Annotated in this window: 12 protein-coding genes; 8 read left to right on the forward strand and 4 right to left on the reverse strand. The window is 61.5% G+C overall.

Annotation, left to right across the window (positions count from 1 at the left end):
* Positions 1-302: 302 nt before the first annotated feature.
* Together AABE10_RS15605 and AABE10_RS15610 are read right to left on the reverse strand one after the other, a co-directional pair.
* Positions 303-1,967 (reverse strand): ShlB/FhaC/HecB family hemolysin secretion/activation protein, encoded by a 1,665-nt coding sequence (locus tag AABE10_RS15605; RefSeq protein WP_428983339.1) that lies wholly within the window; start codon positions 1,965-1,967, stop codon positions 303-305.
* A gap of 384 nt (positions 1,968-2,351) precedes the next feature.
* Entirely contained in the window at positions 2,352-3,566 is a 1,215-nt protein-coding gene (locus AABE10_RS15610) for a collagen-like triple helix repeat-containing protein (protein WP_342934172.1), read from the reverse strand.
* A 722-nt stretch (positions 3,567-4,288) separates the two neighbouring features.
* On the opposite strand from AABE10_RS15610, the gene AABE10_RS15615 reads away from it, so the two are divergent.
* From AABE10_RS15615 to AABE10_RS15625, 3 genes are all read left to right on the forward strand, one after another.
* The gene (locus tag AABE10_RS15615) at positions 4,289-5,497 is read left to right on the forward strand and encodes an NAD(P)/FAD-dependent oxidoreductase (RefSeq protein WP_342934173.1); all 1,209 of its coding nucleotides are present in this window, start codon (positions 4,289-4,291) and stop codon (positions 5,495-5,497) included.
* 193 nt (positions 5,498-5,690) lie between these two features.
* Entirely contained in the window at positions 5,691-6,605 is a 915-nt protein-coding gene (locus AABE10_RS15620; RefSeq protein WP_342934174.1) for a LysR family transcriptional regulator, read from the forward strand.
* 77 nt (positions 6,606-6,682) lie between these two features.
* A complete protein-coding gene (locus tag AABE10_RS15625; RefSeq protein ID WP_342934430.1) occupies positions 6,683-7,438 on the forward strand; it encodes a lipoyl protein ligase domain-containing protein in 756 nt (251 codons plus the stop codon).
* A gap of 54 nt (positions 7,439-7,492) precedes the next feature.
* On the opposite strand, the gene AABE10_RS15630 is transcribed toward AABE10_RS15625, so the two are convergent.
* Both AABE10_RS15630 and AABE10_RS15635 read right to left on the reverse strand, forming a co-directional pair.
* Entirely contained in the window at positions 7,493-8,074 is a 582-nt protein-coding gene (locus tag AABE10_RS15630) for a hypothetical protein (protein WP_342934175.1), read from the reverse strand.
* Positions 8,075-8,367: 293 nt separating this feature from the next.
* Positions 8,368-9,426, reverse strand: coding sequence for a sugar-transfer associated ATP-grasp domain-containing protein (locus AABE10_RS15635; protein ID WP_342934176.1), 1,059 nt, complete (start codon positions 9,424-9,426; stop codon positions 8,368-8,370).
* Positions 9,427-9,913: 487 nt separating this feature from the next.
* Here AABE10_RS15635 and AABE10_RS15640 point away from each other — a divergent pair, with 487 nt between their 5' ends.
* Genes AABE10_RS15640 through AABE10_RS15660 form a run of 5 tightly spaced genes read left to right on the forward strand, consistent with a single transcriptional unit; the run spans position 9,914 to position 14,780 of the window.
* Complete coding sequence (locus AABE10_RS15640; protein ID WP_342934177.1) at positions 9,914-11,398, forward strand: form I ribulose bisphosphate carboxylase large subunit; 1,485 nt, start codon at positions 9,914-9,916, stop codon at positions 11,396-11,398.
* Positions 11,399-11,412: 14 nt separating this feature from the next.
* Positions 11,413-11,832, forward strand: a complete 420-nt coding sequence (locus AABE10_RS15645; protein WP_342934178.1) for a ribulose bisphosphate carboxylase small subunit — start codon at positions 11,413-11,415, stop codon at positions 11,830-11,832.
* A gap of 59 nt (positions 11,833-11,891) precedes the next feature.
* Positions 11,892-12,770, forward strand: coding sequence for a CbbX protein (cbbX, locus tag AABE10_RS15650; protein WP_342934179.1), 879 nt, complete (start codon positions 11,892-11,894; stop codon positions 12,768-12,770).
* Between the two features lie 12 nt (positions 12,771-12,782).
* Complete coding sequence (locus AABE10_RS15655; protein ID WP_342934180.1) at positions 12,783-13,862, forward strand: class 1 fructose-bisphosphatase; 1,080 nt, start codon at positions 12,783-12,785, stop codon at positions 13,860-13,862.
* Positions 13,863-13,901: 39 nt separating this feature from the next.
* A complete protein-coding gene (locus AABE10_RS15660; RefSeq protein WP_342934181.1) occupies positions 13,902-14,780 on the forward strand; it encodes a phosphoribulokinase in 879 nt (292 codons plus the stop codon).
* Positions 14,781-14,814 lie beyond the last annotated feature (34 nt).

Genomic DNA, 14,814 nt, shown 5'->3' on the forward strand with positions numbered 1-14,814 from the left:
GACTCCAGCTTCCATCCCGTCAGCGTGAAGCCTACACCCCACGCATCATCGCGTCGCGCACGAACGCAGCGAACGTCAGCGCTACCGGCTGTATCGTCGATGGCGCGCGAAGGTTGATTGCGAACGGTGGAAGAGGAGGCAGCCGGCAGCGTCCGGCAGGATGTCCAGGCCTGCGGGCACCGTGGACGCGAGCCACGCCGCGGTCGCAAGTCCTCGTCGAGCTTGCATCGACGAAGCACACAGGCGACGTCGAGCCGCCGCTGACGAAGACCATCGACGAGCAACTCGCGGGCAGAGCACGATCAGAACAACTGATACGAAAACGTTGCGTTCACGCGCGGGCTGCGCGATGCGCTCTCGATCGGCGCATCGCCGACTGCTTTTGCGATCGACAGATCGAGGTTGTAGTGCCGGCTGTCGGTGAGCCGCACGCCGATACCGACCGACGCGAGCCGACCCGGCGATGGCGTGCCGGCGTGCAGATAGACTCGCGCCATGTCGTATGCAAGGTACGGCGTAATCGTCTTCAGGTAGGCATAGCCCGGCGAGAACGCGCGGTTGATCTCAAGCGACATGGCCCAACCCGAATCGCCTGCCGTCTCGCCCGCTTCGTAGCCCAATGCATAGCGTTGCGCGCCGAACGTGATCTGCTCCGACGTCGGCAGCGAGTCTGCGCTGTACTGGCCGGTGAGCGACAGCGACGTGCCGATCCTGAACGGCCAGTCGTCGGTCTGCGTCAGCGTGGCGCCTGTGCGCACGAACGTCAGCGAGACGGGCGTGGGCAGTGCGGTCGTCGCTGCGCCGACGGTGATGTCCTGCGATTTCGACGCGCCGAGAATGTCGAATCCCTTTGCAACGTTGAACGCGAGCTTTTGCACCTGCCCTGTCGAGACGCGCGCATAGTCCAACTGCGCCTGCAGCACGCGGACCTGCGTGCGCGAATCCAGCGTGACGCCCGTGATCTCGTTCCGGTACCGGTTGTCGTCATTCGATGCATAGCCAGAAAGGGTGCCGAGCAGGCTGTGACTGTTGTCCAGCAGCAGCGGATATGAAGCGGACAGACCGAGCTTGTCGTTGGTGACGGTGCGGTGGACGTACGACGGCAGGCCGGGGTTGTCGGTGGGCTCGCTGCGGTACGTGCTGGCATCGAGACGCGTGACGAGCCCGTTGCTGCCGACGGGCAGTGCGCCGCTGAATGCGAAGTAGGTCTGCTTGTCGCGTCCCGGCGGCGCGAGCGCCGAGACGCTCAGTTGTTCACCCAGCGACGTGAGGCCGGTTTCCGTCGCCGTGATGATGCCCTGCACGCCGGGATGATTGAAGTCGATGCCCGCGCTGACGTTGAACGGCTTGCGATCGACGTTCAATTCGAGCGTGGTCGCGCCGTCAGTGGTCTGCGGCGGCGGCACGTTGGCCTTGACCGTGATGCCGGGCAACATGCCGAGCGTGTTGACGTAGCGTTCGAACGTCGCGCGTCTGAGCGGACGGTCAGCGGCGATATGCGCGGCGACCGCGCGAATCTTCCGCTCCATCGCGCCGGGTTTGCCCGTCACCTTCACGCTGCCGACATAACCTTCGACGACGGTTACGCGCACGACCCCGTTGTCGAAGTTCTGAGCGGGGATGAACGCGAACGACAGCGCATAGCCGCGTTCCTGATAGAGCTTCGTTACGCCGTCGGCCGCCTCGATCAATTGACCGATCGTGATGTCCTTGCCTGCAAGCGGCGTGAAGCGGCGGACGATCTCGTCGAAGGGCACCGACTTCACGCCTTCGACCTGAAAGCGCGTCGGCGTCAGATGCCGTGCGAGCAGCTCCTGCAACTGCTGCGCGGGCGGTGCGACCTGAACCGTGACGTTCGGCCCTTGCTTCGGCGCGGCGATTTGCGGCAGGGCATCGAGCGGATTGCCGGCTGAACGTGTCTGCGCATATGCGACATTGCTGGCCGTCGCCGTAGCGAGCAGCAGCATCCCCCCGAGGACTCTCGTTCTCATTGTTCTTCCTTGCAGGCTTTGCTATGGTCTTTCGATGATTGCGTCGGCGCTGCTTGTCGCCGTGCTCATGCATCGACGAGGCGTGCGTGCGGTAGCTGATGGCGTCGTGCGCTGGCCCGGTTCGCTTGCGCGGATCGTGCAAATGGCGCGGCACACGACGTGACGCGATGTCATCACGTGTGATTCGCGCGTGGCCTCACACAAGACCGCGAAGCGGGGTGAAGTGCTTGCGCGCTATGCCGGACGCGTCCGCATTGGCCAGCTTCATATTTTTCATGCTCAGGCATGCGCGCATGCACGACGCGAAGCGGCATGGTCTCCTCCGTCGAGCCCATGCCGCTGTCGGTGAAGAAGCGATGCCTACTTGAGCAAGGCGCCCGCCAACGTCTTCACAGGCGCGAGCAGGCCGCCCGACTGGCTGCTCGTGCTGCTGCCCGAGCTTCCTGACAGCGTAGCCGTCGCGCCCGCATTCAGCGCTGCCGTGAGCGAGGCGGACTGCGTGCCCGAGCCCGTGCCCGTACCTGTTGCCGTCGACAGGAGGTTCGTGACGGGCGCAAGCGGATTCGCGGTGCCCGTGCTTGATCCGCCGAGGAGTGTCGTGCCGGCCGTCGCGACCGTGTTGCCTGTCGCTGCGACGACGTTGCCGACGCCGGTCGTGAGCGGGCTGTTGCCGGTCGACGCGATCGTCTTGCCCGCCGATCCGACCGTGTTGCCGAGTGCCGTCACCAGGTTGGTTGCGGGCGCACCGACGGGCGAGCTGCCGACCGTCTGCGTGAGCGAGCCTACCGTGTTCGTGATCGGCGTGATGAGCGAGCTCGTCGTGCCCGTGATCTGGGCGACGGGACCCGTCGACAGTTGCGTGCCGAGCGCCGCGCCGCCGCTTGCGACGGAATTGCCGAGCGCCGTCACCGTGCTGCCGACAGGCGACGTGATGGGCGCGAGCGGCGAGAGTGCCGAGCCGCTGCCGCCGAGGCTCGTGACGGTGCCGCCCGTGTCGGCGACCGCGTGCCCGAGATCGGTGACGACGTTGCCGGTACTGCTGACCGTTGTGCCGATGGGATTCGACGAATTGCCGATCTGACCGAGACCGGCGTTCGTGCCGGTGCCCAGTGCCGTGACGGCCGCGCCCACATCCTCGACGACGGCGCCGAGCGACTGCGTCGTGCTGTCGCCGACGAGCGGCAGCGATTGACCGGCGACGCTCGATCCGAGCCCCGAAACCGTCGAGCCTGCCGCCGTCACGATGTTGCTCGAAGCAGAGACGGTCTTCGCAACCGCATTCGTCGATGCGCTGCCCGAACCGGTCGAGCCATCGGAGCCCGTCGTGCTGCCCGTGGTATTGCCTGTCGTGTTGCCTGTGGAAGCGCTCGTTTGACCCGAACCGGACGTGTTGCCGCTTGAACCCGTGGAGCCGTCGCCTGCGCCCCCTGTCGTCGCGACTGCTCCGTCTGATCCATTTCCACCGCCGCTCCGGCTTAGCGTGCCGGAACCGCTGCAAGCGGAAAGGGAGAGCACGGCTGCGACACCTGCTGCAAGCAGTGTCGTGCGCAAAGCGGGATGGTTCAGTGTGTTCATGTCTGCCTCGGATTGTTGTGGGTTCTGGCAAGGCATGCCACGCGGATTCGAACGTGACATGCCCCGGTTCAACCGTCGTCGGGCTTTGTTGCCCGTTTAAATCGTTATTCAAATCGTTATTTCGCGCTTTTATTCGCTTTTGCTTCCACAGCTATGACATCTCGAACTGGATCGGTCGAAGAACACGAAAGAGCGATTTAAAACGGCTTTGCCTGAAGCCGATACATTCACTAGCGATATGAAACAGATCTTATGCTTATGGCGTCAGGCATTGCGGAAAGTAGATTAGCCGCATTTATAAAGAAAGATTGTTAAGAATGGTTAGATCCGGGCGCAGTCATTTAGTACGGATTCTCCATTAGCGGAAATATTCAATTTGAATAGAATGATTGCTCGAATTAAATCTGGTAAGGCGCAATTGCAATGATCGGCTTGTGGAGCAACGTGCGCAGCGAGGCGGTCATACCGCTTTCCACGCTGGCGCCAATGTCGTCGGATGGTGCGGCAAGGCCTTCGATTGTTGTCGTCGAGGCAACACGGTGAACGCATTCACGGCGCTACTCGCGCTCGATGGGCAAACCTAGAATTCGTGTCGATGAGAGAGCAAAAGCAATTGCACAAGCGATCGCAAGCAGTTGCATAAGCGATGTCCTCTATGTCGATCACGCTCAGTTATTTCGAACTGTCGTCGACTCCGCAACTTTCTAACGGAAGGTAATGTCATGTCGCAAAAGATCCTGATCGTGGGTGCCGGCTTTGCCGGAGTGTGGGGCGCACTAGGCGCGGCACGCGTGCTCGACGCAGCTGGCGTCACGAGCAGTGACGTCGAAGTCACGTTGATCTCGCCGAAGCCGGAGTTGCAAATCCGTCCTCGGATGTATGAAAGCGAGCCGCACAAGATGGCTGCGCCGCTGCTGCCTCTGCTCGATGCGATTGGCGTGAAGTACGTCGAGGGCAGCGTCGATGAGATCTCCGTAAAAGAGAAGACGGCGAGTGTCGTGTCGGCCAACGGACAAAAGCATCTGCTCGCATACGACCGGCTCCTGCTGACGAGCGGCAGCAAGCTGAACAGGCCGCCGATTCCAGGCCTCGCGGAGCACGCTTTTTCTGTCGATCGTATCGAGGATGCGGTAGCGCTCGATCATCACTTCGCGGAATTGGCGAAGCTGCCGGATTCACCCGCGCGCAATACCGTCGCGGTTGTCGGCTGTGGCTTTACGGGTATCGAGGCGGCGACCGAATTGCCGAAGCGACTGCGCGCATCGTTCGGTGCCGATGCGGCGGTTCGCGTTGTCGTGATCGGCTCGCAGGACACGATTGGTCCTGATCTCGGGCCCAATCCGCGTCCGTTTATCGCTGAAGCGTTTCAAGCGCTGGGCGTCGAAACGGTGCTGGGCTCGGGCGTCGTGTCCGTCGATGCGGACGGCGTTCGCACCGCATCGGGCACGCGCATCGAAGCCAGAACGGTGATCTGGGCGGGCGGCATGCGTGCAAGCTCGTTGGCCGCGCAAGTTTCCTCGCATGTCGATCCGCTCGGGCGCGCCGAAGTGGCGCCGGATCTGCGCGTGCCGGAAGCCCCCGATGTATTCGTCGCCGGCGATGTCGCGCGAGCGCTGACCGACGATGACGGGCACTATGCACTTATGTCGTGTCAGCACGCTATCGTGATGGGCCAATTCGGCGGACACAATGTCGCTGCGGATCTGATCGGCATTCCGACTCTGGAATATCGGCAGCCGTTCTACGCCACTTGCGTCGATCTTGGCGAGTGGGGCGCGATCTATTCGGAAGGCTGGGATCGGCAGATCAAACTCACGCGCGCCGAAGGCAAGGCACGCAAACAGATGATCAACACGAAGTGGATCTATCCGCCGGCGCCGAATCGTGCGGAAGCATTGGCAGCCGGCAACCCGCTAGCGTCTTTCGGCTAGAAGCACTCCGCGCCAGCAACTCCGGCAATTCAGCTGCGGGCAAAAGGCTTCGATTGAGGCCTTTGCGCCCGCATGAACGCGTTCGCGCAATCGACGCTTGTCAATAGAATCGCGTTCGCGATTCCATCGCCCATGCTTTACTTTTGCGGAAAAACTAATCTATAAAGGAGACACTATTGATTCCAGCTCAAATATGAAAGTCACTCTCGACGAACTGCAGACCTTTGCGACAGTAGTCGACACCGGCTCCATCACAGCCGCAGCCGAGCAACTCGATCAGACCGTGTCGGGTGCGAGCCGGACGCTGGGCAGACTCGAGGAAAAGCTGCAAACCACGCTGCTGCGCCGGACCACGCGACGCCTCGAATTGACAGAAGAAGGAAAGGCCTTTCTTCAACATGCACGTGAGATCATCGGCGCGGTGGAAAACGCCGAAGAGCAAGTCGCCGCGCGCCGTGAGCGGCCTTCCGGACGGTTGCGCGTCGATGCTGCCACGCCGTTCATGCTTCACGTGATCGTGCCTCTCCTGGCGGGCTATCGCGCGCGCTATCCGCAAGTCGAGCTGGAACTGAACAGCAACGAAGGCATTATCGATTTGCTCGAACGGCGCACCGATGTCGCGATCCGGATCGGCAGACTCAAAGATTCGACCTTGCACAGCCGCCCCGTCGGCAGCAGCCGGATACGGGTGCTGGCCACGCCCGAATATCTGAAATCACACGGTCTGCCGAAACGCGTGGACGATCTCGCGAAGCACGCGCTGCTCGGATTCACGCAGCCCGAATCGCTCAATGTATGGCCGTTGATCGGACCGGATAACGAGCCTTATCGGATCGAACCGACTATCGCGTCGTCCAGCGGCGAAACGCTGCGGCAACTCGCGCTGGAGAGCGCGGGCATCGTTTGCCTGTCCGACTTCATGACGGGCCGTGACCGTCGTGAAGGCAGGCTTGTCCAGCTTTTCCCACGGCACACGCAAGATGTTCGTCAACCGATCAATGCCGTCTACTATCGCAATACGGCGATATCGGCGCGTATCGCTTCCTTCGTCGATTATCTGGTCGAGGCCGTCAAGGCGACGGAGTTTGCACGCTCGCCTGCGCATTGAACAACGGGCACACGTGCGGAAGCTCGATGACGATTCATAATCGCTTTATCAAGGCCTTCGAACCACCTCGCGCGATGATGAACACCACGCCATTCGTATTCGTCGAGTCCGCTCCAGCCGGGACCGACCCGCTGCAAGATGAAATAAAGCTGCTGGACGTGGCGGCGCAAGGTCGCCGGGTTGCACAGTTGTGGGAAGCGCCCGTGTCGCTGGTGGTGCCGCGCAGCTATCTGCGCTATCCGGGGTTCGAGACGGCACGTGCGACTTTCGCGCAGCGTGGCTGTCCCGTCTGGCTGCGCATGTCGGGCGGCGGGCTGGTTCCGCAGGGACCCGGCATCGTCAACCTGAGCCTCGCGTATGCGGTGACGCGGCCGCCCGGTGCGTTGAGCGAGGCGGTCTATCTGCATCTGTGCGAGGTCATCGGCAGTGCGTTGCGCTCGCTTGGCGTAGCCACTCACTGGCAGTCCGTCGACGGTTCGTTCTGCGACGGCCGCTTCAATCTCGCCTGGGGGCCGGCGGAACAGGCGCGCAAGATCGCGGGCACCGCGCAGTACTGGCGGCGCGCGCCAGCCAGCATGCAAACGGACGACAATCAGCGACACCTTGTTCTTGCACACGCGGTGCTAGTGGTGAGCGCGGATATCGAGGAGATCAATCAGCGGGCCAATGCCTTCGAGAACGAAACCGGCAGCGGCCGTCACTATGACGCGCGCAAGGTGGTCAGCGTGCAGGAAGCGATGAGGGATGTCGCGATTGTCCGCGATGAGTCGCTGATGTCGATGGTTTCGCATGCGCTGAAGGAAAGCCTCGACGGCATCGCGTTGCCGCAATAGCCAAAAGACCGCTACGGAATGGCGCAAAAACGCGGCATCTCACTCTGCCGTTGACTACTTGCTCGCTCCGGGCGTGACGGATATCGCGACCGCTTCGGTGTGCACGACCTCGACCTGATCGCCCCGGCGAATGTTCTTCAACTGCTCGGGGTCCACCAGCACATCCATTGGCCCTTGCGGTCCTCTTATCGTGACGTGATTGCGCGTGGCATCCACGGCAACGACATCGCCCACTACCGTTGTCTCGCGACTGATGATGCCGCCCGGTTTGGTCCCGGACGCGGCCGGCTGCAAGGTCTGCCGCTCGATGGAAGAGCGCGGGCCACTCGTTTTCTTCAGGCTCAGAGACCTCGCCTCCTGGTACTCGGTGGTGACGACATCGCCGACCTTGAGCTGATCGAAGTTGCGCACTTGCTCGCCCGCCGCGAGCTTTTCGACACGGCCGTTCTTGTCCTTCAGCGTGACGGTCCGGGTAGCCGGATCGATGGAGACAACCGTGGCGACTACCGTCGTCGTTCCTGTCACCGTGCTCTTGTCGGGTCCCCGTTTGATCTCCACAGACGGTTGTTGCTGGGCAAATGCCGGGCAGCCCGTCATGGCAATGGCGGTCGCCACGAGGAAATACTGGATCTTCATTGCCGTGCTCCCTGGGATGGCGGTGTGTCGGCACCACTCGATGCGAAAGTAGCATCATCATTGAATCGGCTCCGATTCAACTGGACTTTCTCATATCCCGCCACGGCGTGCATGGGGACATGTCCCTAGCCTGACGCGCTGACCTTCTGGATTACGCAGCGCGCGCACCGGCTCGATCTCGAGAAAGCACGGCGACCGCGGATCCTTATTGCGTGATCCGATGTATCGCGAGTGCGCGCGGCGAAGGACATTCAAGCGTTGCTGGAGCGTGAGACGCAAGCGCTTCAACTTCGTCAATCAGCGAATTGCAGGTGCTCCCACCCGAGATCAGCGAAGCACGGACCTTGAGTCGCTTCGCCGAATTTGATGTCGTTATGTTCGGCGTTCCATTCGAGCACTTTCACGTTCTCATCGGCGTCGACCGTCACGTCCCATCCGATGCAGCAGACGAACGGTACTTTCGCGTGAAGCTCCAGTACCTTCGCGACGCATTCGAAGAATGCGGGAAGCTTGACGCCCTCGAATGCTATTTTCGTGTCCGGATGTGCCCGTACATCCGTCCAGTCGCTCAGATATCCGCGCGAGTCGAGTTCGCCCGTCAGCGGATTGATGGGTACGTTGACCTCGCTCCCTGTCTGCACGTGCGTTTCGCCGGCTCTGCCCAGGCGCAGGAAACACGCGCGAAGCGAGATTCCGCCTGCCGGCTCGACAACCGTCGTGAGGCGCAACGTCGCAACGGGACCGCGCGTGAAAAGGTCGAATAGCTCGTGTTGCCTGATGAATGCCTGAAATACGCCATTTCCGCCCGAGCGGATGGACTGCGGGTCGAACGATTCGCTATCGATGACGTATACGCCTTTCCCCTGGCCCGATTGGTCAAGTTTAAAAGCGATCTTATCTGTTTCGCCGAAAAGCGTATTGCGAACATCCTGATCGGATATGACCGCGCTTTCCATCGTATAGAAAAAGCCATTGGCGAAATATCCGAGATCGGGAAATGCCTTGTCGCGGAATATCAATTGCGAAGCCGATTTCAAGGTCGAAATCTTTCCGTACCAGCCTTTCGTGCGCGGCACGACGACCGCTCCATAATAATTGTCCGGTATCCAGCCTTCCTTGAATGAGCCGCTAACGGCCGCATAGACGCGCAACCACGGCGCGTAGATCGCGTCGCCGAAGACGTCGCGCGCATAGCTGTCGGTTTGCCTGATTACGGCGGGACTGATCTTCCCGTGCAGCTTCTCGATCGTTCGAAGGATCACTCTGGCCTGGATCGCATGGTCCCGATGGAATTTGTATTTCGCCAGCTTTTTCACTGACGTTTTAGCGAACTGTTCGAAATCGACTGGCATTCAGCATGATCCGTCTTATCGATAAGAAGAAGCAGGCGGCTCGCGTGTGCTCAGACATTAAAACGAATCCTATGGACATTCACGCAAGCCAATCGCGGGCCATCGTGCATTCGGCATCACCTAAATGAAAGCTTAGTGATAAATCGTCGATAAAGAAAATTTAGTCCCGAATGGTTGTGGCTTTGACCGATATGGCGGAATTCAGTACGGCTGCCTTTCGATATGAAATCCGTTCGCAGAAGGCTATCGAGCCTACGCGTAGAGGCCGATTGCGGCACTGCAATATGTCGACGTTAAGGGCTGACATATAAGCCACGCGCGTGAAGTTCAGATGACACGCGACGGCCACGAAATACGCGAGTCTGCGCACGTGTGCAGCCCTTCACTAAGCAACGCTTAATCAAGACCAAAGAAGAAATGAATTCCTAACGATTACGCGTCCGCATAACCTTGTTTTTCATGAGGTCAGCCAACGAGGAGCGAGACGATGACCATTCCCGTGGAAAGCAGCGTGATCACCGATGCCAGGCAGCGTTACGCGGCAGGTGTGCTCAAGTACAGGCAGATGGGGTACTGGCAGCCGGATTATCAACCGAAGGATACGGACGTCATCGCACTGTTCCGCATCACGCCGCAGCCGGGCGTGGAGCCCGACGAGGCGGCGGCGGCCGTGGCGGGCGAATCATCGACGGCGACGTGGACGGTCGTCTGGACCGACCGGCTCACGGCCTGCGAGAAGTATCGCGCGAAGGCGTATCGCGTCGATCCTGTGCCTAACACCGGACCGGGCACGCCGACCGAGCAGCAGTACTTCGCGTACATCGCGTACGAGCTCGACCTGTTCGAGGAAGGGTCGATTGCGAATCTGACTGCGTCGGTGATCGGCAACGTGTTCGGCTTCAAACCGCTGAAGGCACTGCGTCTCGAGGACATGCGCATTCCCGTCGCGTATGTGAAAACGTTCAAGGGGCCGCCGACGGGCATCATCGTCGAGCGCGAACGCCTCGACAAATTCGGCCGCGCGCTGCTCGGCGCGACGATGAAGCCGAAGCTCGGCTTGTCCGGAAAGAACTATGGGCGCGTCGTGTACGAAGCACTCAAGGGCGGCCTCGACTTCACGAAAGACGACGAGAACATCAACTCACAGCCTTTCATGCACTGGCGAGACCGCTTTTTGTTCTGCATGGAAGCGGTCAAGCGCGGGGAAGCGTCGAGTGGCGAAATCAAGGGGCACTATCTGAACGTCACGGCCGCGACGATGGAGGACATGTACGAGCGCGCCGAATTCGCGAAGGAACTCGGCTCGTGCATCGTGATGGTCGATCTCGTCATCGGCTGGACCGCGATCCAGTCGATGTCGAACTGGGCGCGCAAGAACGACATGATCCTGCACATGCATCGTGCCGGTCACAGCACCTATACGCGGCAGAAGAATCACGGCGTGTCGTTTCGCGTGATTGCGAAGTGGCTGCGCCTTGCGGGCGTCGATCATGCTCACGCGGGCACTGCTGTCGGCAAGCTCGAAGGCGATCCGCACACGGTGCAGGGCTTCTACAACGTGTGCCGCGAAGCGCGCAACGAGATCGATCTGCAGCGCGGCCTGTTCTTCGAGCAGGACTGGGCCGCGCTGAAGAAGGTGATGCCCGTCGCTTCGGGCGGCATTCACGCGGGCCAGATGCATCAGCTGCTTTCGCTGTTCGGCGATGACGTCGTGCTGCAGTTCGGCGGCGGCACGATCGGGCATCCGATGGGCATTCAGGCCGGCGCGACCGCGAATCGCGTCGCGCTCGAAGCGATGACGAAAGCCCGCAACGAAGGGCACGACATCGCGAGCGAAGGGCCAGCCATTCTCGAAGCGGCCGCGCGTTGGTGCACGCCGCTCAAGCAGGCGCTCGACACGTGGCGCGACGTGACCTTCAACTACACGTCGACCGATACGCCCGACTTCGTGCCGACAGCAACGGCATCGTAAAGATGGAGGACGACATGCGACTCACTCAGGGAACGTTTTCTTTCTTGCCCGATTTGACCGACGATGAGATTCGCGGACAGATCGAATACGCGCTGCGCCAGGGATGGGCCTGTTCCGTCGAATTCACCGACGATCCGCATCCGCGCAATTCGTTCTGGGACATGTGGGGCCTGCCGATGTTCGACCTCAGGGACGCGGCGGGCGTGATGCTCGAAGTCGACGCGTGTCGCAAGGCGAAGCCGCACCACTACGTGAAGGTCAATGCATTCGATTCGACGCCCGGCTTCGAGACGATGCGGCTGTCGTTCATCGTTGCGCGCCCGGAAGACGAGCCAGGCTTCTGCCTCGTGCGCGACGAAGGCGAGGCGCGCACGATCCGCTATCGGCTGCGTCCGTATGCGGACGACCGGCGAGAGGGCGAGCGCTACGAGTAGCGCGTGCGTGGCCCGACCGATCGCCCGCCTAGTCCAACCCGTTGACGAGATTCGACGCCATGAGCACCGAAAACGCCATCGACCTGCAAGCGATAGTGCGCGACGCGCAAATCCACGATGTGCTGGAACGGCTCGATCGCGAGCTGGTTGGGCTCGCGCCCGTCAAGACGCGCATCGGCGAGATTGCCGCGTTCCTCGTCGTCGAACGCGCGCGCAAGGAACTCGGCATGGCGACCGCGGCGCCGTCGCTGCATATGTGCTTTACGGGCAATCCCGGCACCGGCAAGACCACGGTGGCGATGCGCATGGCGGAAATCCTGCATCGGCTCGGCTATGTGCGCAAGGGGCATGTCGTGGCCGTCACGCGCGACGATCTCGTCGGGCAGTACATTGGCCATACGGCTCCGAAGACGAAGGAGGTGATCAAGCGGGCGATGGGCGGCGTGCTCTTCATCGACGAGGCGTATTACCTGTATCGCCCGGAGAACGAGCGCGACTATGGCCAGGAAGCGATCGAGATCCTGCTGCAGATCATGGAGAACCAGCGCGACGATCTCGTCGTGATTCTCGCGGGCTACAAGGACCGGATGGATACGTTCTTCAGGAGCAATCCGGGCATGACGTCGCGCATCGCGCATCACATCGACTTTCCCGACTATACGGACGAGGAGCTGTTCGAGATCGCAGAGCTGATGCTGCGCGACATGCACTACAGGCTCGACGCCGATGCGAAGGTTGCGCTGCGCCAGTACATCGGGCGGCGCAAGAGCCAACCGAACTTCGCGAATGCACGATCGATTCGCAACGCACTCGATCGTGCGCGGCTGCGTCAGGCCAACCGCGTGTTCTCGTCGACAGGCACCGTGACGCGCGACGCGCTGGAGACGATCGTCGACGCCGATATTCGCGCAAGCCGCGTGTTCCGCAATACACCGTAGAAGGAGGCAGACATGCAGCACGGCCGAACGACGCTCTCGAAGTTCATCATCGAAGAGCACCGCCGCCATCCGGCGCAGGACGAGCAGTTGACGGCGCTCATCAACGACATCCAGACCGCTTGCAAGTATATCGGCACGCGCGTCGCGCGCGGCGCGCTAGACGGTGCGATCGGCGCTGCGGGCGCGAAGAACGTGCAGGGCGAGACGCAGCAGAAGCTGGACGTGATTTCGAACGAGATCATGCTGTCGTGCTGCGAGTGGGGCGGGCAACTCGCGGGGATGGTCTCCGAGGAGCTGGAGCACGCGTACGAGATTCCCGCCGGGTATCCGCGCGGACGCTATCTGCTGCTGTTCGACCCGCTCGACGGCTCGTCGAACATCGACGTCAATCTGACCGTCGGCACGATCTTCTCGGTGCTCGAAGCGCCGGCAGGCATCACCGATCCGCGCGTCGACGACTTTTTGCAGCCGGGCAGCGCGCAGGTCTGCGCGGGCTATGCGCTGTTCGGTCCCGCCGACATGATCGTGCTGACGCTCGGGCGCGGCGTGCACGGCTTCACGCTCGATCCGCAGATCGGCGCGTACATCCTGACCCATCCCGATCTGCACATCGGCGAGGACACGCAGGAGTTTGCGATCAACGCGTCGAACCGGCGCTTCTGGGAGCCGCCCGTGCAGCGCTACATCGACGAGTGCGTGAAGGGCCAGGCCGGTCCTCGGCAGAAGGACTTCAACATGCGCTGGATCGCGTCGCTCGTCGCCGAGGTGCATCGCATCCTGATGCGCGGCGGCGTGTTCATGTACCCGAAGGACTACAAGGACCCGGCGAAGCCCGGGCGCTTGCGTCTGCTCTACGAAGCCAACCCGATGGCGATGATCGTCGAGCAGGCGGGCGGGCGTGCATCGACGGGACGTGGGCGCATTCTCGACGTCACTCCTGAAGCGCTGCACCAGCGCGTGCCTGTGATCCTCGGCTCGCGGCGCGAAGTCGAGCGGATCGAGCGTTATCACGTCGAGTATGACAGCGGCACCGACGAGCGCTTCGAGTCGCCGCTGTTCAACACGCGTTCGCTGTTCCGCGCAACGCAGTGACGCGCCTGGCTTCCACGATAACGAGCACGAGGAAGAGACATGTCGACCAAACATCCGATCGTCGCGATAACGGGTTCGTCGGGTGCGGGCACGACGACGATTACGCGTTCGTTTCAGCACATCTTCCGGCGCGAGAAGGTCAAGGCGGCGATCATCGAAGGCGATTCGTTCCATGCGTTCGATCGTCAGCAGATGCGGCAGAAGCTGAAAGAGGCCGAAGAAACGGGCGATCAGCACTTCAGCCACTTCGGGCCGGAAGGGAATCTGTTCGAAGAGCTCGAGCAGTTGTTTTGCACTTACGGCGCGACGGGCACGGGCAAGTGCCGCAAGTATCTGCACGACGAGGCCGAAGGCGCCGAGCACGGCCAGCCGCCCGGCACGTTCACCGCGTGGGCCGACGTGGCCGAAGACACCGATCTGCTGTTCTACGAGGGACTGCATGGCGCGGTCGTCACGAATCGCGTGAACGTCGCGCAGCATGCGGACCTGCTGGTCGGCGTGGTGCCGATCATCAACCTCGAATGGATTCAGAAGCTGCATCGCGACAAGAACATGCGCGGCTATTCGCAAGAGGCCGTCGTCGATACGATCCTGCGCCGGATGCCCGACTACGTGAGCTACATCTGCCCGCAATTCTCGCGCACGCACGTGAATTTCCAGCGCGTGCCTGTCGTCGACACATCGAATCCGTTCACGTCGCGCGATATCCCGTCGCTCGACGAAAGCATGCTCGTGATCCGCTTCGCAAACCCGAAGGGCATCGACTTTCCGTATCTGCTGTCGATGCTGCACGACTCGTACATGTCGCGTCCCAACACGATCGTGTGCCCGGGCGGCAAGATGGGCCTCGCGATCCAGTTGATCTTTACGCCGATGATCCTGCGCCTGATGGGCAACCGCGAGCAGGCAACGATGTGAAGGCGCGTGCCGATGTCATGAAGGAGGACTCTCG

Source organism: Paraburkholderia diazotrophica, from assembly GCF_038900755.1.
Classification (GTDB): Bacteria; Pseudomonadota; Gammaproteobacteria; order Burkholderiales; family Burkholderiaceae; genus Paraburkholderia; species Paraburkholderia diazotrophica_A.

Bases quoted from the DNA above. Each gene is read 5' to 3' on its own strand.
- cbbX (WP_342934179.1), top strand. From the start codon at position 11,892: ATGAGCACCGAAAACGCCATCGACCTGCAAGCGATAGTGCGCGACGCG.
- AABE10_RS15640 (WP_342934177.1), top strand. From the start codon at position 9,914: ATGACCATTCCCGTGGAAAGCAGCGTGATCACCGATGCCAGGCAGCGT.
- AABE10_RS15635 (WP_342934176.1), bottom strand. From the start codon at position 9,426: ATGCCAGTCGATTTCGAACAGTTCGCTAAAACGTCAGTGAAAAAGCTG.
- AABE10_RS15645 (WP_342934178.1), top strand. From the start codon at position 11,413: ATGCGACTCACTCAGGGAACGTTTTCTTTCTTGCCCGATTTGACCGAC.
- AABE10_RS15660 (WP_342934181.1), top strand. From the start codon at position 13,902: ATGTCGACCAAACATCCGATCGTCGCGATAACGGGTTCGTCGGGTGCG.
- AABE10_RS15655 (WP_342934180.1), top strand. From the start codon at position 12,783: ATGCAGCACGGCCGAACGACGCTCTCGAAGTTCATCATCGAAGAGCAC.
- AABE10_RS15610 (WP_342934172.1), bottom strand. From the start codon at position 3,566: ATGAACACACTGAACCATCCCGCTTTGCGCACGACACTGCTTGCAGCA.
- AABE10_RS15615 (WP_342934173.1), top strand. From the start codon at position 4,289: ATGTCGCAAAAGATCCTGATCGTGGGTGCCGGCTTTGCCGGAGTGTGG.
- AABE10_RS15630 (WP_342934175.1), bottom strand. From the start codon at position 8,074: ATGAAGATCCAGTATTTCCTCGTGGCGACCGCCATTGCCATGACGGGC.
- AABE10_RS15620 (WP_342934174.1), top strand. From the start codon at position 5,691: ATGAAAGTCACTCTCGACGAACTGCAGACCTTTGCGACAGTAGTCGAC.
- AABE10_RS15605 (WP_428983339.1), bottom strand. From the start codon at position 1,967: ATGCTGCTGCTCGCTACGGCGACGGCCAGCAATGTCGCATATGCGCAG.
- AABE10_RS15625 (WP_342934430.1), top strand. From the start codon at position 6,683: ATGAACACCACGCCATTCGTATTCGTCGAGTCCGCTCCAGCCGGGACC.